At 68.5% G+C, this 19,990-nt stretch carries 15 protein-coding genes; 9 read left to right on the top strand and 6 right to left on the bottom strand.

What is annotated here, in order from left to right; translation table 11 throughout:
• Positions 1-15: 15 nt before the first annotated feature.
• On the bottom strand, positions 16-612 hold the full coding sequence (locus tag BLV92_RS16660) for a uracil-DNA glycosylase family protein (protein WP_244283833.1): 597 nt from the start codon (positions 610-612) through the stop codon (positions 16-18).
• Between the two features lie 213 nt (positions 613-825).
• Here BLV92_RS16660 and BLV92_RS16655 point away from each other — a divergent pair, with 213 nt between their 5' ends.
• The 3 genes from BLV92_RS16655 (at position 826) to hpnR (ending at position 5,256) form a co-directional block, all read left to right on the top strand.
• A complete protein-coding gene (locus tag BLV92_RS16655) occupies positions 826-1,884 on the top strand; it encodes a patatin-like phospholipase family protein (protein ID WP_177197963.1) in 1,059 nt (352 codons plus the stop codon).
• Complete coding sequence (locus BLV92_RS16650) at positions 1,881-3,386, top strand: GntP family permease (RefSeq protein WP_090547180.1); 1,506 nt, start codon at positions 1,881-1,883, stop codon at positions 3,384-3,386. Before BLV92_RS16655 ends, BLV92_RS16650 begins: the two co-directional genes overlap by 4 nt.
• 322 nt (positions 3,387-3,708) lie before the next feature.
• The gene (gene hpnR / locus BLV92_RS16645; RefSeq protein WP_090547178.1) at positions 3,709-5,256 is read left to right on the top strand and encodes a hopanoid C-3 methylase HpnR; all 1,548 of its coding nucleotides are present in this window, start codon (positions 3,709-3,711) and stop codon (positions 5,254-5,256) included.
• A gap of 133 nt (positions 5,257-5,389) precedes the next feature.
• On the opposite strand, the gene BLV92_RS16640 is transcribed toward hpnR, so the two are convergent.
• A complete protein-coding gene (locus BLV92_RS16640) occupies positions 5,390-7,510 on the bottom strand; it encodes an FUSC family protein (protein ID WP_090547177.1) in 2,121 nt (706 codons plus the stop codon).
• A 112-nt stretch (positions 7,511-7,622) separates the two neighbouring features.
• Here BLV92_RS16640 and BLV92_RS16635 point away from each other — a divergent pair, with 112 nt between their 5' ends.
• Together BLV92_RS16635 and dld are read left to right on the top strand one after the other, a co-directional pair.
• The gene (locus tag BLV92_RS16635; RefSeq protein ID WP_090547176.1) at positions 7,623-8,522 is read left to right on the top strand and encodes a LysR family transcriptional regulator; all 900 of its coding nucleotides are present in this window, start codon (positions 7,623-7,625) and stop codon (positions 8,520-8,522) included.
• A 184-nt stretch (positions 8,523-8,706) separates the two neighbouring features.
• Positions 8,707-10,467: a D-lactate dehydrogenase gene (gene dld, locus BLV92_RS16630; protein ID WP_090547174.1), complete on the top strand. Its 1,761-nt coding sequence runs from the start codon at positions 8,707-8,709 to the stop codon at positions 10,465-10,467.
• 81 nt (positions 10,468-10,548) lie between these two features.
• Here dld and BLV92_RS16625 read toward each other — a convergent pair whose 3' ends face one another.
• Complete coding sequence (locus BLV92_RS16625) at positions 10,549-10,893, bottom strand: hypothetical protein (RefSeq protein ID WP_244283832.1); 345 nt, start codon at positions 10,891-10,893, stop codon at positions 10,549-10,551.
• A gap of 634 nt (positions 10,894-11,527) precedes the next feature.
• On the opposite strand from BLV92_RS16625, the gene BLV92_RS16615 reads away from it, so the two are divergent.
• From BLV92_RS16615 to BLV92_RS16605, 3 genes are all read left to right on the top strand, one after another.
• Positions 11,528-12,658, top strand: a complete 1,131-nt coding sequence (locus BLV92_RS16615; RefSeq protein WP_090551065.1) for a DUF2827 family protein — start codon at positions 11,528-11,530, stop codon at positions 12,656-12,658.
• A 334-nt stretch (positions 12,659-12,992) separates the two neighbouring features.
• Positions 12,993-13,583: a BPSL1445 family SYLF domain-containing lipoprotein gene (locus BLV92_RS16610; protein WP_090547169.1), complete on the top strand. Its 591-nt coding sequence runs from the start codon at positions 12,993-12,995 to the stop codon at positions 13,581-13,583.
• Positions 13,584-13,656: 73 nt separating this feature from the next.
• Positions 13,657-14,124, top strand: coding sequence for an acyl-CoA thioesterase (locus BLV92_RS16605; protein ID WP_373681880.1), 468 nt, complete (start codon positions 13,657-13,659; stop codon positions 14,122-14,124).
• 169 nt (positions 14,125-14,293) lie between these two features.
• On the opposite strand, the gene surE is transcribed toward BLV92_RS16605, so the two are convergent.
• On the bottom strand, positions 14,294-15,079 hold the full coding sequence (gene surE / locus BLV92_RS16600) for a 5'/3'-nucleotidase SurE (RefSeq protein WP_090547166.1): 786 nt from the start codon (positions 15,077-15,079) through the stop codon (positions 14,294-14,296).
• A 387-nt stretch (positions 15,080-15,466) separates the two neighbouring features.
• Here surE and BLV92_RS16595 point away from each other — a divergent pair, with 387 nt between their 5' ends.
• The gene (locus BLV92_RS16595; protein ID WP_090547164.1) at positions 15,467-18,151 is read left to right on the top strand and encodes an ATP-dependent Clp protease ATP-binding subunit; all 2,685 of its coding nucleotides are present in this window, start codon (positions 15,467-15,469) and stop codon (positions 18,149-18,151) included.
• Between the two features lie 268 nt (positions 18,152-18,419).
• Here the strand turns inward: BLV92_RS16595 and BLV92_RS31595 are convergent, their stop codons facing one another.
• Positions 18,420-18,794 (bottom strand): hypothetical protein, encoded by a 375-nt coding sequence (locus BLV92_RS31595; RefSeq protein ID WP_143040690.1) that lies wholly within the window; start codon positions 18,792-18,794, stop codon positions 18,420-18,422.
• 10 nt (positions 18,795-18,804) lie between these two features.
• Positions 18,805-19,674 (bottom strand): hypothetical protein, encoded by an 870-nt coding sequence (locus BLV92_RS16590; protein WP_090547162.1) that lies wholly within the window; start codon positions 19,672-19,674, stop codon positions 18,805-18,807.
• Between the last annotated feature and the right edge of the window lie 316 nt (positions 19,675-19,990).

The following is a 19,990-nucleotide window of genomic DNA, read 5'->3' as shown; positions in this document are numbered from 1 at the left end:
CCGTCGTTTCGCGTGTCAGCGTGGCGCGAGCACCGCGCCGACCCGCTCGCGCAATGCGGGCAGCACGTCGTCGCCGAACCACGCGTTGCGCGCGAGCCAGCCGCGATTGCGCGGCGACGGATGCGGCAGCGGCAGATAACCGGGCGCATAGTCGCGCCATGCGGCCACGGTATCGGTCAACGACGCCTTGCGCCGCGCGCCGAGAAAATGCCGTTGCGCATACTGGCCGACGAGCAGCGTGAGCCGCACGCCGGTCAACTGTGCGAGCAGCGCGTCGAACCACAGCCGCGCGCATTCGGGACGGGGCGGGTTGTCGCCGCTCGCGCCGCGTCCCGGATAACAGAAGCCCATCGGCACGATCGCGATGCGCGACTCGTCGTAGAACGTGTCCGCGTCGATGCCGAGCCATGCGCGCAGCCGCTCGCCGCTCGCGTCGTCCCACGGCACGCCGGACGCATGCACCTTCGCGCCCGGCGCCTGGCCGACGATCAACAGCCGCGCGCCGGCGCTCGCGCGCAGCACCGGGCGCGGGCCGAGCGGCAGTTCGGCTTCGCACGCGCGGCACGCGCGGATCTCGGCAAGCAGGCGGTCGAGCGGGGACAAGTCGGTCACGATGAAACAACGCAGCGGAAATCCGGACACCGGCGAGTCTAACAAACGCGCGCCGCACCACGAGCGTGCGCGAATTCGCGGCGGCCCGCCTGCGGACGGTGCTGCGTCTCTTCGCATGCCGCCTGCATCGGCGGCATCGGCCGATGCATCGTCGGAAAGCGCAGCGCGCTTTTCCTGTAACCTCGCGAAGGGTCGAGTTCACAGGGAGCCGCCATGCCGTCAGCAACCGACACGACAACCCGCGCCATCCGCACCGAGCCGTTGCTGATCGATCTCGCGCTGCAGGGCGGCGGATCGCACGGCGCTTTCACCTGGGGCGTGCTGGACCGGATCCTCGAAGAACCGTGGCTGCAACTCGAAGGCATCTCCGGCACGTCGGCCGGCGCGATGAACGCCGCGGTGCTCGCGAGCGGCTACGCGAAGGACGGCGCCGAAGGCGCGCGCCGCGCGCTCGCGCGGTTCTGGCGGCGGGTCGCGGATGCGTCGCGGCTCAGCCCGTTTCGGCGCGGGATAGTCGACATGATGCTCGGCCGCTGGTCGCTCGACCATTCGCCGGTGTTCCTCGCGCTGGACATGATGGCGCGGGTCGTTTCGCCTTACGACATGAATCCGGCGAGCATCAATCCGCTGCGCTCGATCCTCGCGGAGACGATCGACTTCGACGCGCTGCGCGACTCGAAGATCAAGCTGTTCGCGACCGCCACGCAGGTCCACAGCGGCCGCGGCCGCGTGTTCCGCAACGCGGAGTTGACGCCGGACGTGCTGCTTGCGTCCGCGTGCCTGCCGACGCTGTTCCAGGCGGTCGAGATCGACGGCGAGCCATACTGGGACGGCGGTTACGCGGGCAATCCGACGATCACGCCGCTGATCCGCGAGTCCGCGTCGAACGACACGATCCTCGTGCAGGTGAACCCGGTCGAGCGCACGACGACGCCGCGTTCCGCGCGCGAGATCATCAGCCGGGTGAACGAGATCGCGTTCAACGCGCCGCTGCTGAAGGAACTGCGGATGATCGCGCTGCTGCGCTCGGCCGCCGATCCGGGCAGCGTCGAAGGACGGCACTGGGCATCGATGCGGATGCACCGGATCCATAGCCCGAAGATGCTGTCGCTCGGCTACTCGTCGAAGCTGAACGCCGAATGGGCGTTCGTGCTGATGCTGTTCGACGAAGGCCGTCGCGCGGCGGGCGCGTTTCTCGACGAACACGGTGCGAGCCTCGGCGAGCGTTCGACGTTCGACTTCGAAGCGATGCTGGAAGGGGTGATCGAATGAGCGCGTCCGTCGCTTCGCTCGCGCTGGGGCTCGGCGGGATGCTGGTGAGCCTCGGCCTGCTGATCTGGCTGGCGTATCGCGGCTGGACCGTGCTGCTGCTCGCGCCGCTGTGCGCGATGCTCGCCGCGTCCATCTCCGGCGAGCCGGTGCTCGCGCACTGGACGCAGACGTTCATGCTCAGCACCGGCCGTTTCCTCGCGCAGTTCTTTCCGCTGTTCCTGCTCGGCTCGCTGTTCGGCAAGCTGATGGAGGACAGCGGCTCGGTCGACGCGGTCGCGCGGCTGATGATCGACAAGCTCGGCAACCGCCGCGCGCTGGTCGCGGTGGTGCTCGGCGGCGCGCTCGTCACGTATGGCGGCGTGAGCCTGTTCGTCGCGTTCTTCGTGCTCGCGCCGATGGCGCAGGCGCTGTTTCGTTCCGCGAACATTCCGCGGCGGCTGATGCCGGCCGCGATCATGCTCGGCACGTCCACGTTCACGATGTCCGCGCTGCCCGGCACGCCGGCATTGCAGAACGCGATCCCGATGCCGTTTTTCGGCACGACGCCGTTCGCGGCGCCGGGGCTCGGCGTCATCGCGAGTGTCGTGATGGCGGGGTTCGGGCTGTGGTGGCTCGGCCGCGCGGCGGCGGCCGCGAAGCGCAACGGCGAGGGGTTCGTGGAGCCGGCCGCCGCGGCCGGCGACGCCGACGCCGTGCCCGACGACGGCCGGTCGCCGCTCGTGCGCGAGCGCGCGAGCGTCGCGCAGACGTTCGACCCCGCCGAGATCGGCGACACGCCGCGCGAGTCCGGCCCGGCCGACGGGCCGCCCGCGTTGATCGCGCTGATTCCGCTCGTCGTCGTGATCGTCACGAACTTCGTGATGAACGTGGTCGTGTTCCCGCAACTGGACGCGTCGTATCTCGAAGAGCCGCAATGGGGGCCGACGTCGCTGTCCGCGGTCGCGGGCGTGTGGGGCGTGTCGGTCGCGCTCGCGCTCGGCATCGTCGTGCTCGTCGCGCTGAACCGCGGCCGGCTGCCCGACCTGCGCGGCAGCGTCGATGCGGGGGCGAACGCGTCGGTGTTGCCGGTGCTGAGCGTCGGCAGCCTCGTCGGCTACGGCGCGGTGATCGCCGCATTGCCCGCGTTCGAGGTCGTGCGCGAATGGGTGCTCGGGATCGGCGGCGGCCCGCTGGTGTCGCTCGCGGTCGCGACGAATCTGCTGTCGGGGCTGACCGGTTCGGCGTCCGGCGGCCTGACGATCGCGCTCGACGCGCTCGGCGACACCTACATGCAGCTCGCCGCGCAGCAAGGCATCGATCCCGCGCTGCTGCACCGGGTCGCGGTGATGTCGGCGGGCACGCTCGACAGCCTGCCGCACAACGGCGCAGTGGTCACGCTGCTCGCCGTCTGCGGCTCGACCCATCGCGAGAGTTATGGCGACCTCGTCGTGGTCAGCATCGTCGGCGCGCTGATCGCGCTGGCCGTGGTGATCGTGCTCGGTTCGCTGTTCGGCAGTTTCTGATTCCGAAGTGTCTGCGCGAGGCTTACGCTCGGGCGCGCGTGCGCACGCGGCGTGCCCGGCGGCGCGCCGGGAGGCCCGCTGCGTGCGCCGCAGCGCCGTTGCGCGAACGCGGGTAGACTCGCACGGAAAGTCGTGAACAACCGTGCCGTCGTGGCGCGCGTGTGCGTGCGCCACGCTGTTCCGGTCTGTACCGTGCAGTTCCCGTGAATGACACCGCGAGCGTTCCGGCCCACCGCGCCGGTCCTTCGGCGGCGCGCCGTCTGCGGCGGCGCGCGGCAGGCGGACGGCGGCGCGTCGGGTGGAAGCTTCGCAAGGAGGCTTCATGAAATTGCTTGCCGTACACCCGAGCGGTCTGATGTACACGCGTGTGTTCCTGCGGCTGGAGCCGCTGGGACTCGAATCGGTCGCGGCGGTCGCGCGCGACGCGGGCCACGACGTGCGGCTCGTCGATCTGCAGGTCGAATCCCATCGCGACCTGATGCGCGTCGTGCGGGCATGGCGGCCCGACGCGCTGTGTTTCTCCGGCAACTATCTCGCGAACATCCCCGAAATCGTCGATCTGTCGAAAGCGGTGAAGGCCGCGCTGCCGTCGTGCTTCGTGTTCGTCGGCGGCCATAGCGTGTCGTTCACCGCGAACGATCTGCTGCGCCATGCCGACGGCGCGATCGACTGCGTGCTGCGCGGCGAGGGCGAGGCGTCGATCGTGCCGCTGCTCGACGCGGCCGCGAGCGGCGCGAGCCTGCTCGCAGTGCCGGGCGTGCTGACGACCGACGGCGCGGGGCCGCCGCCGCGTTTCGTCGAGGACCTGGACCGCGTGCGTCCGGCGCGCGACCTGCTGCGGCACCGGCGCAAGTATTTCATCGGCACGCTCGACCCGTGCGCGTCGATCGAGTTCGCGCGCGGCTGTCCGTGGGACTGCACGTTCTGCAGCGCGTGGACGTTCTACGGGCGCAGCTACCGGTCGCGCAGCCCGGAGGTCGTCGTCGACGAACTCGCGTCGATCCGCGAGCCGGGTGTGTTCATCGTCGACGACGTCGCGTTCGTGCACGCGGACCACGGCATCGCGATCGGCGAGGCGATCCGCAGGCGCGGCATCGACAGGCGTTATTACCTGGAGACGCGCGGCGACGTGCTCCTGCGCAACAAGGACGTGTTCCGGCTGTGGGCTTCGCTCGGCCTCAAGTACATGTTCCTCGGCATGGAGGCGATCGACGAGGAAGGGCTGAAGGCGTTCCGCAAGCGGATCAGCCTCGACCGCAATTTCGAGGCGCTGGCGTTCGCGCGTTCGCTCGGGATCACGGTCGCGATCAACCTGATCGCGGACCCGGACTGGGACCACGACCGCTTCGAGACGATCCGCCAGTGGTGCCTCGACATCCCGGAGATCGTGAACATCAGCGTGAACACGCCGTATCCGGGCACCGAGAACTGGCAGCGCGAAGCGCGCGAACTGACGAGCCTCGACTACCGGCTGTACGACATCCAGCACGCGGTGCTGCCGACGAAGCTGCCGCTGCCCGAGTTCTACGCGGAACTGGTGCGCACGCAGCAGGTGCTGAACCGCAAGCATCTCGGCTGGGCCGCGCTGCGCGGCGCGGCCGGGCAGGCGACGCGCCTGCTGCTGCGCGGGCAGACCAACTTCGTGCGGATGCTGTGGCGCTTCAACTCGGTATTCGATCCGCGCCTGCAACTGGCCGACCACGGGCGCGAGGTGCGTTACGCGATGACGCCGCCGCCGGCGGCGGTCGAGGAGCCGCAGCGGATCGACATGAAGACCGTCTACATCCACGGGCCGGCCGGACGCAAGGGCCGCGTGATCGACGACGCGACCGAGAAGTTCGTCGACGAAACGCGGATGGGGACGGGCTGACGCGAGCGGCTTGCGCGTCGGCTTGCGCGTCGGTTCGCGCGGCCGTTGGTGTCTTTCGCTGACGTTTTGTCGTGCGCGTCTTTCGTTGCCGTGGGCCGCTGAAGCGCGATGCCGGTTCGCCGCGCGGCGGCGCTCAGATCGCGATGCGCCGGTTCACGCGCGGCCGTTTGTGCAGACGCGGATGGCCGCCCGCCGCGATCAGTTCGCGCAGCCGCGCGAGTTGCGCGAGCGCGTCGCTCTGTGCGAGCGGCAGGTCGGGCAACGGCGTGCGCGGCGGCGCTTCGGTCGGCTCGCCTCCGAGCAGCCGTTCGATGTCCGCATAGGCGGCCGCGATCCGCGACGCGCAGGCCGGGTTCGCCGTGGGCGCGCCCTGCGCGGTCGGCGCGTCGGCCCGCAGCCGTCCGGCGGTCCCGGCGATCCCGCGCAGCAGCGCGAGAATCGCGACGCGCCGCCGGTAATGCGCGTCCGCGACGACGCTTTCCATCCGCGAGAACCGCAGCGTGCGCTCCGCGTCGCCGCTCGCGATGCCGGCCGCGCGCCGCAGCGTCTCGCACTGCTCCCACGACGCCGCGCGCTGTGGCAGCGCGCTGTCCAGGTACGCGAGATTCGCGCGGATCGCGGCGACGACCGAGTCGCGCAGCCGGTACGCGTCGCGCTGCGGCCACAGGAAGTGCGTCGCGAGCAGCGCGAGCACGACGCCGAGCAGGTTGTTGCCGAAGCGCGCGAGCGCATGGCCGAGTTCGTTCGACGGCGTCGCGAAGTCCGCGACCAGCACGAAGGTCGGCGTCAGGAACAGCACGAACAGGCCGTAGCTGACGCGGCGCAGCGTCATCGTCAGGCACACGAGCGGGAACACCGTCAGCGACAGCGCGAGCGGCGTATGCACGGCGTGACCGATCGCGGCGGCCAGCGCCGCGCCCGCCGCGCTGCCGGCCGCGCGCTCGACGCTGCGCGGCCACGTGCTGCCGACCGACGGCTGCAACACCAGCAGCGTCGCCATCGTCGCCCAGTAGCCGTACGGCACGCCCGCGAGCCGCACGATCAGGAACGCGGCGGTCGTCGCGACCGCGACGCGGCCCGCGTGGCGCACCCCGGCCGATTCGAGCGATGCGCCGTCGCGCAGCTTGCGCGCGCCGTTGCGCAGCGAACGCAGCGACCCGCGCAGCCAGGGTTCGTCGGCCGGACCCGGCGGCGGGGCGTCGGGCGCGGTGTCGAAGAAACGCAGCGGCAGCGGCTGGCCGAGCGCGCCGGCGACGCGTGCCGCGAGCCGTTGCAGCCGCGCGCGCAGCGCCGGCGTGCCGCTCGCGACCGGGCCGGCCGCGAGCGCGTCGCCGTGGCGCGCGAGCGTCCGCGCGATCGCGTCGAGGCCGCGCGCGGCGAACGCGTGCCGCGCCATCGTGCCGGCCGCGCGCTGCGCGACGTCGGACGCCGCGATCAGCCAGCCGAACGCGCTTTCCGCATCCGCGAGCGCGGCGGCCAGTTCGCGATAGGTGCGGCGGCCGTCGCTCTTCGCGCGCGGCACCGCGATCAGCGCGCCGCGCGCCGCTTCGAGCGCCGCGCGGGCCTGCGAACGTTTGTCGCTCGCGTGCTGCGCCCATGCGCCGGCGTCGCCGCTGCGCGCGCCGACCAGCCGGCTCACGTCGCGCGCGAGTTCGGCCAGTTGCGCATACGCGAGCCGCATCGCGTACCGCGCCGGCGCGAGCGGATGCAGCCGCCATACGGTGAAGCTCAGCACGATCGCGAACACGCAGCCGCTGAAATAGACGCCCGCGAACGGCAGCGCGTCGTGCAGGCTTCGATGCGGCTGATCGACCATCACGACGCACGCGGTCGCGACGAGAATCGCGACCTGGTAGACGGCGGCGGACCACAGGCTGGTCAGCCCCGCGAGCGCCGCGCACACGAGGATCGCCAGCGCGGCGGGCAGCGTGCCGGCGCCCGATGCGAACGCGGTCGCGGCGCCGGCGAGCGTCGACAGCACCGCGAAGCCGCCCATCGACCAGAAGCGCCGCCGCCGCGAGCCGGCCGCGTCCGCGAGGCAGGTCCAGAACGCGCCGATCGCCGCCCACGAGAACTGCATGTCGCCGAGCAGCCGGCCGAGCAGCAGCATCGCGGTCGCCGCGCACGCCGCGCGCAGCCCTTCGGACAGGCTCGCTTCCTCGATCGAGAACGACACCATCCACGCGGGGCGGCGGCGCGCGAGCGCGGACAGGAAGGCGTTCGGGTCGAACCGGAAGCGGCGGGGGACGGACATCGGCGTGGGCGATTCGTAAGCGGTCGAAGAGGCGGCGCGGCGAACCGGAAGGTTAGAATCTTCCGCGCATCTGGTCCAGTATCGCGCCCATTGTCTTCGAGACGAAAAACATATGGAATTCCGCCAGCTCCGCTACTTCCTCGCGGTCGCCGAATACCTGCATTTCACCGAGGCCGCGCGGTTTCTCGGCATCGCGCAGCCGCCGCTCAGCCAGCAGATCCAGAAGCTCGAACGCGAGATCGGCACGCGGTTGTTCGTCCGCCATCCGCGCCGGGTCGAACTGACCGAAGCGGGGCGGCTCTTTCGCGAGCGCGCGCAGCGGCTCGTCGAGGACGCGGAACTCGCGCTCGCCGAGGCGCAGAACGCCGGGCGCGGCGAGAGCGGCCGGCTGATCCTCGGTTTCGCGGGTTCGACGGTGTTCCATCCGTTCGTCGCGGCGCTGCTGCAACGCTATCGCAGCGCGTATCCGCGCGTCGTGATCGGCTGCGAGGAAAGCAACAGTTCCGCGCTGCTGGACCGCGTGCATGAATCGAAGGTCGACGCGGCGCTGGTGCGGCTGCCGCTCGACTGCCGCGGGTTGTCCACCCAGGCGCTCGTCGAGGAGGACGTCATCGCGGTGCTGCCGCCCGCGCACCGGCTGGGGCGGCGCCGGCGGATCGAACTGGCCGACCTCGCCGCCGATCCGCTGATCCTGTTCCCGCGCGGCATCGGCCCGGACCTGTACGATTCGATCATCAGCGCGTGCCGCGCCGCGGGCTTCAATCCGTCGATCAGCATGGAGTCGCCGCAGATTTCGTCTACCGTGAACATGGTGGCGGCCGGCTTCGGCGTCACGCTGATTCCGTCGTCGATGCGGCAGATCCAGGCGAAGGGCGTCACCTATCACGACCTGAACGGCCGCTCGCTGCGCACGACGATCGCGCTCGTGCACCGGCCGCGCGAGAAAGCGCCGACCGTGCAGAACCTGGTGCGGATCGTGCGCGACGTCGCGCGGAACCGGACGCAGGAGTAGGAGAGGGCGGAGCGCCACGGCCGTAGCTCGCCGATATCTTTTTCGTCTCGATTTCGCGATCTGGCGATATTGGACGTGTCGGCGGCCGCCTTCTAAGCTTGCGGCACTGCGACAAGACCGCACGTTTCGCGCGGCGGTCGCGACCGATCGAATCCCCCGAATCCGAGCAGGAGAAACCCGCATCATGTCCCCCGTCAGCCATGGCCCGTCGCCGTCCGCCGCCGACGCGCGCACCCGGCGAGCGTCCCTCGTCGAAGCGTTGAAGGCCGCCGTCGGCGGCCCGCACGTGCTGACCGGCGACGAAGCGACCCGCCGCTATCGCACCGGCTTCCGCTTCGGCACCGGCCGGGTCGCGGCGGTGGCGCGGCCGGCCACGCTCGTCGAGCAATGGCGCGTATTGCAGGCGTGCGTCGCCGCGAACGCGATCGTGATCGCCCAGGCGTCGAACACCGGCCTCACCGGCGGCTCGACGCCGGACGGCGACGACTACGACCGCGACGTCGTGATCGTCAGCACGTCGCGCATTCGCAGGGTTCATCTGATCGACGGCGGCCGCCAGGTCGTGTGCCTGCCCGGCGCGACGCTCGACCAGCTCGAAAAGACGCTGAAGCCGATCGGCCGCGAGCCGCATTCGGTGATCGGCTCGTCGTGCATCGGCGCGTCGGTGATCGGCGGGATCTGCAACAACTCGGGCGGCTCGCTGGTGCGGCGCGGCCCAGCGTACACCGAGATGGCCGTATATGCGCAGGTCGATGCGCAGCGCCGGCTTTCGCTCGTGAACCACCTCGGCATCGAACTCGGCGGGACGCCCGAGGACGTGCTCGCGCGCCTCGACCGCGGCGACCTGCCGGAGCACGCGATCCGCCACGACGCGGGCGCGGCGTCCGACCATCGCTACGCGGAGCACGTGCGCGACATCGACGCCGGCACGCCCGCGCGCTACAACGCGGACCCGCTGCGGCTGCACGAGGCGTCCGGGTCGGCGGGCAAGGTGATGGTGTTCGCGGTGCGGCTCGACACGTTTCCGATCGAGGCCGGTGCGAAGGTGTTCTACATCGGCACGAACCGCACCGACGAACTGACCGCCATCCGCCGCGACATCCTCGGCCGGTTTTCGAAGCTGCCGGTCGCGGGCGAGTATCTGCATCGCGACGCGTTCGACGTCGCGGAGAAATACGGCAAGGACATGTTCCTGCTGATCGAGCATCTCGGCACGCAGCGGCTGCCGGCGCTGTTCAGCTTCAAGAGCCGCTGCGACGCGTTCTTCGACCGGCTCGGCTTCCTGCCGTCGAGTTTCACCGACCGCGTGATGCAGGCGGCGAGCCGGCTGTTTCCGGGCCATCTGCCCGCGCGGCTGAAGGAATATCGCGATCGCTACGAGCATCATCTGATGCTGAAGGTGTCGGCGGACATGGTCGATGAAGCACGGGACTATCTGCGCGGCTACTTCGACAACGCGACCGGCGACTTCTTCGAATGCACGGACGACGAAGGGCGCAAGGCGTTCCTGCACCGGTTCGCGGCGGCGGGTGCGGCGGTCCGCTATCGCGCGGTGCATCCGCACGAGGTCGAGAACATCGTCGCGCTCGACATCGCGCTACGCCGCAACGACCGCGACTGGTTCGAGACGTTGCCCGAAGCGGTCGAACGGCCGATCGCGATCAAGCTGTATTACGGGCACTTCCTGTGCCACGTTTTCCATCAGGACTACATCGTCCGTAAGGGCAACGACTGCCTCGCGCTGGAACACGAAATGTGGAAGCTGCTCGACCGGCGCGGCGCCGAATATCCGGCCGAGCACAACGTCGGCCATCTGTATCACGCGAAGCCGGAACTGAAGTCGTTCTACGCGGGACTCGATCCGTGCAACTGCTTCAATCCGGGGATCGGGCATACGTCGAAGTTCGCGAATTATCGCGAGCGCGAAGGGCAGTCCGAGGGTTGAAGCCCAAAGCGGGGGCTGGCATGACCGACCGGCCGTGGCGGGTGAGATTCGCGCCGTCGCCGGTAGCCGTTGCGCGCGGCATCAGCGCGCGCGCATGCCTCCGCCGTGGAAACCGCCACCCCGGAAGCCGCCGCCGGAAGGCCACTGGCCGCCGTGGCCGCCATGCCATCCACCACCACCACCGCGCCAATGTCCGCCATGCGGGCCGCCGCGCCAGTACGGGCCGCGCCGGTAGTAGCCGCCCCATCCGCCCCAGAAGCCGATGGTCCCGAACGCGGGGCCGTAGTAGTAGTCCGGCGAATACCCGTAGCCGTAGCCATAACCATAACCGTACGGATAACCGTAGCCATACGGATACGCGTAGCTGTAGCCATAACCGCTGCCCGCATAGTCGGGCCACGGGGCGACCGCACAGCCGGCAAGCATCGCCGCCGCGCCTAGCGCTGCAAATAACCGAATCACGATCTGTTCTCCACTGATACCGCTTTGAACCCGGCCCGGCGGGCCGGGTTCCACGTGCCATTGTGTCGGCAGATTACCGCCGGCGTCTTCTTCGCCGGCATGCGAGTCTGCCGGCGGTCAAGGCTGTTGTGTGCTGTTGTGTGCCGTTTTGCACCGCCTTCGACAGGGGACGAAGGTTTCGCGCACGCAGTGCAGGCGCGGCCGACGCGTGGCTCGCATCGGCTCTTTATGCAACGAATCACGCGGCGGTTTTCTTCCCGCGTCGCCGCGCTATTTCTGGAATTCCGGACGCATCCATCACGGGCGCGGCCCGCGGCGGACGATGATCGGCGTTCGCGCGAGCGGGTGTCAAGTGTCGTTCGCGCTGTCGTTCGTATCGTCGGTCGTGCTCCGGCGTGCGAAGCATTAGCGCATTCGACAGTCGATTCGCGCCGTGCGGCGGTCATCGGCCAGTCATCGGCTGACAATCGCGGCCGAACAACACTGCCTCGATTGGCGGACGGCTCCCCGCGCGCCGATGGTAAGCTCGCATCAGCCCGCCGTTTCGCCGTCCGTGCCGCTGCACGCCGCCGGCCGCACGGCATCCGGAGACCGGACCATGCGCATCGGCCTTTCCGTCCGCAGCCGCGGCGGCCTGAGCATCGAGCAGGATGGCGCCAGCCAGTACGCGATTTTCGTCGCGGGCGCGTTCCTGCGGCTGCCGTTCGTGCGTTCGGTCGTCCTGATCGACGGCGACCACGGCGTGCGTCCGCCGCAGGCCGCCGACGCGATTGCGCCCGGCCTGCGCGTCGTCACGCAGCAGCAGGCGACCGACGAGGTCAACGTGATCGTGCGGGTCGGCGGCGCGCTCGAACCCGCTTGGCTCGACCTGATGCATGCGCGCGGCTGCAAGATCGTCTGCTGCCGCAGCCGGCTGCCGCTCGCGGGTCTCGCGGAACCGGCCGCCCTCGATGCGCCGGCCGACGCGCCGCAACCCGACCGCTGCGACGAAGTCTGGCTGCTGCCGAAAGACCGGCTGACGGTTCCGCTGCTGCGCACGCTTTATCCGTGTCCGGTGCACGTGGTGCCGTTCGTCTGGAGTCCGGCGTTCGTCGACGCGCGCATCGCCGAACTCGCGCGCGACGGCGTCGCCTACGGTTACGGCGCATCGCGCGGCGTGCGCGATACAGGCGGCGGCCTGCGCGTCGCGGTGCTCGAAGCGCGCTTCCCGGCGGTGAAGACCGCGAGCGTCGCGATGCTCGTCTGCGACCGCGCGTATCGCGCGGATCGCGGCGCGGTCGGCGCGATGCACGTGCTGGACGCGCGGCATCTGAACGAGCCGCCGACGATGCTGCATCTGGCGAACGCGTTCGACGTCGTGCGCGACCGGCGCGCGATATTCGACGGACCGCACGACATCGCGGCGTTCGTCGGCCGGCATGCGGATGCGGTGGTCGCGCATCAGCCGGACGACGACCAGAACTACGGTTACCTCGACGTGCTGTACGGCGGTTATCCGCTGATCCACAACGCGCCATGGCTGATGGACGCCGGCTACTACTATCCGGGCGCCGACGCGCAGCGCGGCGCGCGGCAACTGCTTGCCGCCGCGCATCGGCACGATGCGTCGCTCGACGCGTATCGCGTGAAGTCGCGGAGGGTGTTCAACGCGGTCGATCCGCTCAGCCACGCGAACCTGGCCGCTTACGCGCTGCGGCTGAAGGCGCTGGGCGTCGGGCGCGGCGGGTGACGGCTTCGGTGTCGCGCGCACCTGCCATGCGATGCAGGACCCGCAGGCAGCGCGGCGTATGCCGGTGCCTTTTGCGGTGCCGATATCGCAGCCGCGACAACGGCCTTATCGCTCATGCAGGCGCGACGTACACTGCCGCCGCCGGTCCCGTTCCGATCCCCGATAACCCTGAGCGCCGAACTCCGCGCGACGCGCGCGGTCGTAAAGGCGGGAAGCCGTTGCTGCGCGACCGGTGGCCGACACGCTATCATCGTGGCCTCGCGTCGGGAGCGCCGGCAGCCTCATGCCGTTCGCGTGCCCGCGGCGGACTCTCCATCATCACAGGAACATCGCCATGCGCCGACGTCAATTCCTCATCACCACCAGCGCCGCGCTCGCCACCGGCGGCCTCGCGCTGACCGGCTGCACGACGACCTCGTTCGGCTCGCGCGACACCGCCGCGCAGAACGCCGCGAAGCGCAGCACGATCGACGCGGGCGTCGACGAAACGCTCGCGAAGCTCTACAACACCGTGGACGGCTCGCGCGAACTGCTGTCGAAGGCGCGCGGCGTGCTCGTGTTCCCGTCGGTGCTCGCGGCGGGCTTCTGGATCGGCGGCCAGTACGGCAACGGCGCGCTGCGCATCGACGGCCGCACGAGCGGCTACTACAGCACCGTCGGCGGATCGTTCGGGTTGCAGATCGGCGCGCAGTCGAAGGCGATCATCTTCGCGTTCATGAGCCAGGAGGCGCTCGACGGCTTCCTCGGCAGCCAGGGCTGGTCGGCCGGCGCGGACGCGACCGTCGCGCTCGCGACGATCGGCGCGAACGGCAAACTCGACACGTCCACCGCGACGAGCCCGATCGAGGCGTTCGTGCTGACGAACGCGGGGCTGATGGCCGGCGTGTCGCTCGAAGGGACGAAGGTGTCGCGGCTCGTGATCTGACGAACGACGGCAGGCTGTTTGCGAGGTCGGCTGCGCGCGTCGCGAAGCCGGCGTCCGCCGCGGACCGCGCGGCATGAACGACGATAAACGACGACAGACGACAGGGGACGACGCGATGGCCGCCAGCCACCATTTCATCCGCGCGCACAAGATCCACTTCTCCGAATGCGATCCGGCCGGGATCGTGTTCTATCCGCAATACTTCGTGCTGTTCAACGATCTCGTGGAAACGTGGATCGACGCGCTGCTGCCCGAGGGTTATCACGGCGTGATCGGCGCGCGGCGGATCGGGATGCCGACCGTGCACCTCGAAGCGGACTTCAGCGCGGTGAGCCGGATGGGCGACCGGGTCACGCTGTCGCTCGACGTGGCGCGGCTCGGCGGCAAGTCGCTGACGCTCGCGTGGGCCTGCACCGGCGACGACGGCATCGTGCGGATGGCCGCGACGCAGACGATTGTGACGACGTCGCTCGATACGCATCGGTCGGTCGAGATACCGGACGATCTGCGTGAGGCGATCGAGGCGGCGATGAGAGGGTGACTGGCGGGCTGTCGTGGCGACTTGCGATGACGCGAATCGTTTGCTGGCGAAAGCGGGGGCTTGCCGTTAAGGGCGGCTAGCGCATGCAGCGGGGAGCGGCGCGACACGATCCGCCGCCAGCGGCGGCGCTACGGCAAAGAAGCGCAGGCACCGCCCCGCATGCAGCCCCTCACCCCTTCCGCAACCCCGCCTCCAGTGCCGCGAACGTGCGCTCGTCGGTCCGCTCGAACTGCAACGGCGTAACCGACACGCGGCCTGAACCGACCACCGCCGTTTCGCTGTCCGGCGCATTTTCGCGCGGCGCGCGTGCGAAGCGCAGCCAGTGATACTCGAAGCCGCGCGGATCGACCTCCGGCACCACGTCGATGCCTTGCACGAGGCCGACGCCCTGGCGCGTGACGGTCAGCGGACCGGCCGCGCCCGCATCGACGTCCGGGAAATTCACGTTCAGGCACACCGGCGCGTCGTGCGACACCGCGAGCAGTTGCCGGATCACGCCCGGCGCGAGCGAACGCGCGGTGTCCCAGCGCACGCGCTCGCGGTCGGTGAACGCCTGGCTCAATGCGATCGACGGCAAGTCGAGCAGCAGGCCGGTCATCGCCGCGCCGACCGTCCCCGAGAACATCGTCTCCACGCCGAGGTTCGCGCCGCGATTGATGCCGGACAGCACGAGCGTCGGCCGCGTGCCGCCCATCAGATGACGGACGGCGGTCACCACGCAGTCGCCGGGCGTGCCCAGCACGCCGAAGCGGCGCTCGCCGCGACGGCTCACGCGCAGCGGCGAATGCAGGCTGATCGAATGCGACGTGCCGCTCTGGTCGTGCTCGGGCGCGACGACCCAGACCTCGTGCGCCAGTTCGGCCGCGACGGCTTCGAGCACCGCGAGGCCGGGTGCGTCGATGCCGTCGTCGTTGGTCAGCAGCACGGTCGGGATCTTCGTGAGAGGGGCGGACATGGGCGGCGCGGCTCCGTGGGGTTCGGTGGGAGGAGGCGGCCATTATCGGCGATGCGGCGAAAGATTGCAGCGGCGGTCCGGCCGCACGCGCGTATGTCGGCTGTCGTTCGCAGAGCCCATCGAGCAATGCCCGCCGCGCGAAAACCGGATATACCCCGTGCGTGACCGGCGTTTGTCGATGACGAATGACAACGCTTCGAACACGCGCGGACATCGATCGACGTCGTCACCGGATTCGATGCGGATTCCTTACGCCGACAGCGCTCCGACAGCGCCCCGACGCGCGCCTCGATTCGACGCTACGATAGCGGGCGGGTTTTTCTCGTGGCGACTTCCTGGCGCCGGACGGGCGGCTCCCGCGCGGCGCATGGCTCACAAGGAGACGAAATGGCTCAGTTCAACTGCGACATCTGCGGGGTGCGTCCCGCGACGGTGCGGGTCGCCGTGTTGCAGGACGGCAGGCGGCGTTACCTCGACGTCTGCGATTACCACTACGCGCAACTGACGCGGCATCAGCGCACGCTGAGTCCGTTGGAAGCGCTGTTTCGCGCCGCGCAGACCGATCCGTCGGCCGACGCGAGTGCAGGCACAGGCGCGGGCCAGGCGATGGAGGCCGGCGACGGCGCGGTCGTCGAGCGTTATTTCAGCGACGTCGCGCGCGAACTGCTGCAACGCGCGGCCGAACGCGCGGTGCAGTTCGGCCGCCGCGAGGTCGATACGGAGCATCTGCTTTACGAACTCGCGGGCAACGACGCGGGCGCCGCGATGCTCAAGCGGCTCGGCATCGAGCCGGCCGACGTGACCGCGTTCATCGACGCGAACGCGCAGAAGCGCGAGCCTGCGCCCGGCATCGACGAAGGGCGGGTGGCGGTGTCGCCGCGTTTGAAGAGTGCGCTCGATCGCGCGTTCCTCGCGTCGCGCGAACTCGGCCACAGCTACGTCGCGCCCGAGCATCTGCTGTTCGGGCTGTCGCAGGTCGCGGACAGCTTCGCCGGGCATCTGCTCGGCCGCTACGGCGTGACGCCGCAGAAGGTGCTGCAGCAACTCGTCGCGACCCAGGGCGATGGCCGCGAACGCGCGGCGGCCGCGAAAGCGCCGAGTCCGACGCCGCATCTCGACCAGTACAGCCGCGACCTCACCGCGCTCGCGAGCGAGGGCAAGCTCGATCCGGTGATCGGTCGTTCGAGCGAGATCGAGACCGTTGTCGAGGTGCTCGCGCGGCGGCGCAAGAACAATCCGGTGCTGATCGGCGAACCGGGCGTCGGCAAGACCGCGATCGCGGAAGGGCTCGCGCAGCGGATGCTGGCCGGCGACGTGCCCGAGTCGCTGCGCGACCGGCGGCTCGTCGAACTGAACGTGAACGGCCTCGTCGCCGGCGCGAAATATCGCGGCGAATTCGAGGAGCGCGTGAAGCAGGTGATGGAGGAGATCACCGCGCAGCGCGACACGCTCGTGCTGTTCATCGACGAGGTGCATACGATCGTCGGCGCGGGGCAGGGCGGCGGCGAAGGCGGGCTCGACATCGCGAACGTGTTCAAGCCGGCGATGGCGCGCGGCGAACTGAACCTGATCGGCGCGACGACGCTCGCCGAATACCAGAAGTACATCGAAAAGGACGCGGCGCTCGAACGGCGCTTCCAGCCGGTGTTCGTCGCCGAGCCGAGCGTCGAGCAGACCATCAACATCCTGCGCGGGCTGCGCGACAAGCTCGAAGTGCATCATCACGTGACGATCCGCGACGACGCGCTGGTGTCGGCGGCCGAGCTGTCGGACCGCTACGTGACCGGCCGCTTCCTGCCCGACAAGGCGATCGACCTGATCGACCAGGCGGCCGCGCGCGTGCATCTCTCCGCGACGTCGCGGCCCGCGCCGATCCTCGAACTCGAAGCGGAACTCGCGCAGTTGCGGCGCGAGCAGGACTACGCGGCGACGCGCAAGAACTTCGAGCGCGCGCATGCGCTCGACGACCCGATCGCCGACAAGGAGAAGGCGCTCGCGGGCGCGACTGGAGAATGGAAGGCGCGGCTCGGCACCGTGACGTCGGACGTGACGTCCGGGCACGTCGCGGAGATCGTGTCGAAGCTGACCGGCGTGCCGGTCACGCAACTGACGGCCGAGGAACGCACGCGTCTGCTCGAAATGGAGAAGCGATTGCACCAGCGCGTGATCGGCCAGGAGCAGGCGATCGTCGCGGTCAGCGACGCGGTGCGCCGCTCGCGCGCGGGGCTGCGGCGCGGCCGGCGGCCGACCGCGGTGTTCCTGTTCCTCGGGCCGACCGGCGTCGGCAAGACCGAACTCGCGAAGGCGCTCGCGGAAGTCGTGTTCGGCGACGAGGATGCGATTGTGCGGATCGACATGAGCGAGTACATGGAGCGCCACGCGGTCGCGCGCCTGATCGGCGCGCCGCCCGGTTACGTCGGTTACGACGAGGGCGGCCAGTTGACGGAGCGGGTGCGGCGGCGTCCCTATAGCGTGATCCTGCTCGACGAGATCGAGAAGGCGCATCCGGACGTCTACAACGTGCTGCTGCAGGTGTTCGACGACGGCCGGCTCACCGACGGCAAGGGGCGGGTGGTCGACTTCAGCAACACCGTCGTGATCGCGACGAGCAATCTCGGCTCGGACGTCGTGTCGGGCCAGAAGCGCTCGGGGCCGGGTTTTCTGTCGAGCGCGGACGCGTCGATGCAGGGCGCGGTGATGGCCGAACTGCGCCGGCATTTCCGTCCGGAGTTCCTGAACCGGATCGACGACATCATCGTGTTCCAGCCGCTGTCCGACGACGACCTGCGCGCGATCGTGCGGTTGCAGCTTCAGCAGGTGCAGCGGATGGCGCACAGCCAGGACATCGACATCACGTTCGACGACTCGGTGGTCGAGCATCTCGCGGCCGACGGCTATCGTCCGGAGTTCGGCGCGCGCGAATTGCGGCGGCAGATCCAGCAGTCGATCGAAAACGAACTCGCGAAGGAGATGCTGAAGGGTGACGTGGCCGAAGGCGCGCGGGTGCTGTGCCGCTACGACACGAACCAGCGGCGGATCGAGTTCGCGCTTCAGCCGGCGGCGGGGGGGTAGCGGTTTTTTCTGCGACGCGCGGTCGTTTCGCAGCGGAAATACGTGGGTTTTTCCGCTGTTGCCGAACGGAAACGCGGAAGCCGGCGCGCGGAGCGCGCATTGGAGCTAGCGCAATGGGGCCGTGCGTCGCGGGTTTCGCTGGACGGAGGCGTGCGATGCACGGCCGCCCGCTTACGTTCTATGCCGCGCGGAATCGCCGGCAGGGTCATCGGCCTGGCAAAGGAATGAAAGTCGTGTAGTGGAAAAAATAAAATCCTGCAGTGCAGAGTCAAATTTCCGATTCAATGTGAAGAGAATCGAACTCTATGGCGACTTCTGCGCCGACAGTGGCAAAAACGCAAACTACATTGGCAGCACGGCGCGAACCGTGTGCGGATCCTCGGAGCAGTTCTTGAACTCGGGTATACGATTCACTCCCAGGTCCAATTACTTCAATGGCATTAACGATGTTTAACAAACCGCCGTTCTCGATTCCAACGCGAGTAACGCCGAGAAATTTGATGGTTGCGCGCTTTTCGCCGTGGAACAGACCAATCATGAATGTGTCGGGGATATCCCGGGCGGCATTACATCGAGTCGCCATGGTATCCAGGCGCCAGTCATGGAAGCATCCAAAACGCTGTAACGTTTCTGCAATGGTCATCATGAGATCCTTATGGAAGGATGGACACAGGCCAACCGTGGTCGCGCACCAGGCCGTCCCAGTTGTGGGCGTGGGGATTCGGCTGTCCGTGATGACCGTCGAAGTCGATATCGACGACGGGGGTTCCATCCGCGCCGAACATCCGCCATTGCTGCTTCATGCCCGGTTCGCTTTCGAGCCATGAGTTGGCTGGACCATCGAAAGGCAAGCCTGCCAGGTCGATTTTTTCGCCGCGCTCAGATGCGACTCCGTTATATTCGAACGGCTCGCATTCGCCGGGCGTTGCCGGGCCTGAAGCCAGCTTGTCGCCATATTTTCCGGTCCAGCCAGCAGCATCAAACAGAAAATCCATCAGAGGCGAAGTGCCCGCCATCTTCCGCATGAAACCGGCGTTCAATTCGTCCATGGCCGATTGCGACTCGGCCCACGCCGTGTGTTCAGCTGCTAGCCGCTCCAGTTGCGATTGATATCGGCTTGCGACCGACACGACAGGCGCTACATCGTAATTGTCGACGCCCCAGAATGACGATGAACTGGCCTTCGCAGGCAGCGTCGCTACGCCTGCGTCAAGCGGTTCTTCGGGAATCACCACAATGCTCCCACCGCGCACCATTGACATAAGCGTGTCAATGACTTCACGATCGGCCCCCGACGTCGTCAGCCGATCGTGCCAATGAAAGTTGTTGCCGAGAAACTGGCGTACACGCTGTACCAACCCTACGTTTTTTTCCCACACCTCGGGGTAGGCGGAGGCGACGAACTGCTGTCCTTTCTCGACGGCTTTGCGTCGATCGTCGTCACGCCCAAAGGGCAGATAACGCTCGTCACGTCGGTACATCACGTATCTATGCTGTGAGTCGGTTCTCAGTTCGTATGTCATTTCCTTTCAATCCACCGGCATTCTGGACATTCTGCACTCTATAAAAATTGCCTGACTACACCTTTTCCGATTTGGCGCGGGAGAGAATTAACCTGATTTTAGTCAGCGTGGGTAAATGCCACTCAGGTCACAGGGTAGCGTCACTTAATGGTTGCGTCCGATCCGCTATCAATGTTGTGTTCGCCATTATTGACTCGCGTCGTTGTTACGCGAAAAAAACAAAATAAAGTCGCTCACTGTGCGACCTTTATTTTCTGTCACCGCGGCCAGTCTGCGAATGGCTGCTGCACGAAGCGCGCGAGGCCGGCGCGCTGGG

It is taken from the genome of Paraburkholderia caballeronis, from assembly GCF_900104845.1.
Taxonomy (GTDB): Bacteria; Pseudomonadota; Gammaproteobacteria; order Burkholderiales; family Burkholderiaceae; genus Paraburkholderia; species Paraburkholderia caballeronis.
This window is presented reverse-complemented; position numbering and strand designations above follow the sequence as displayed.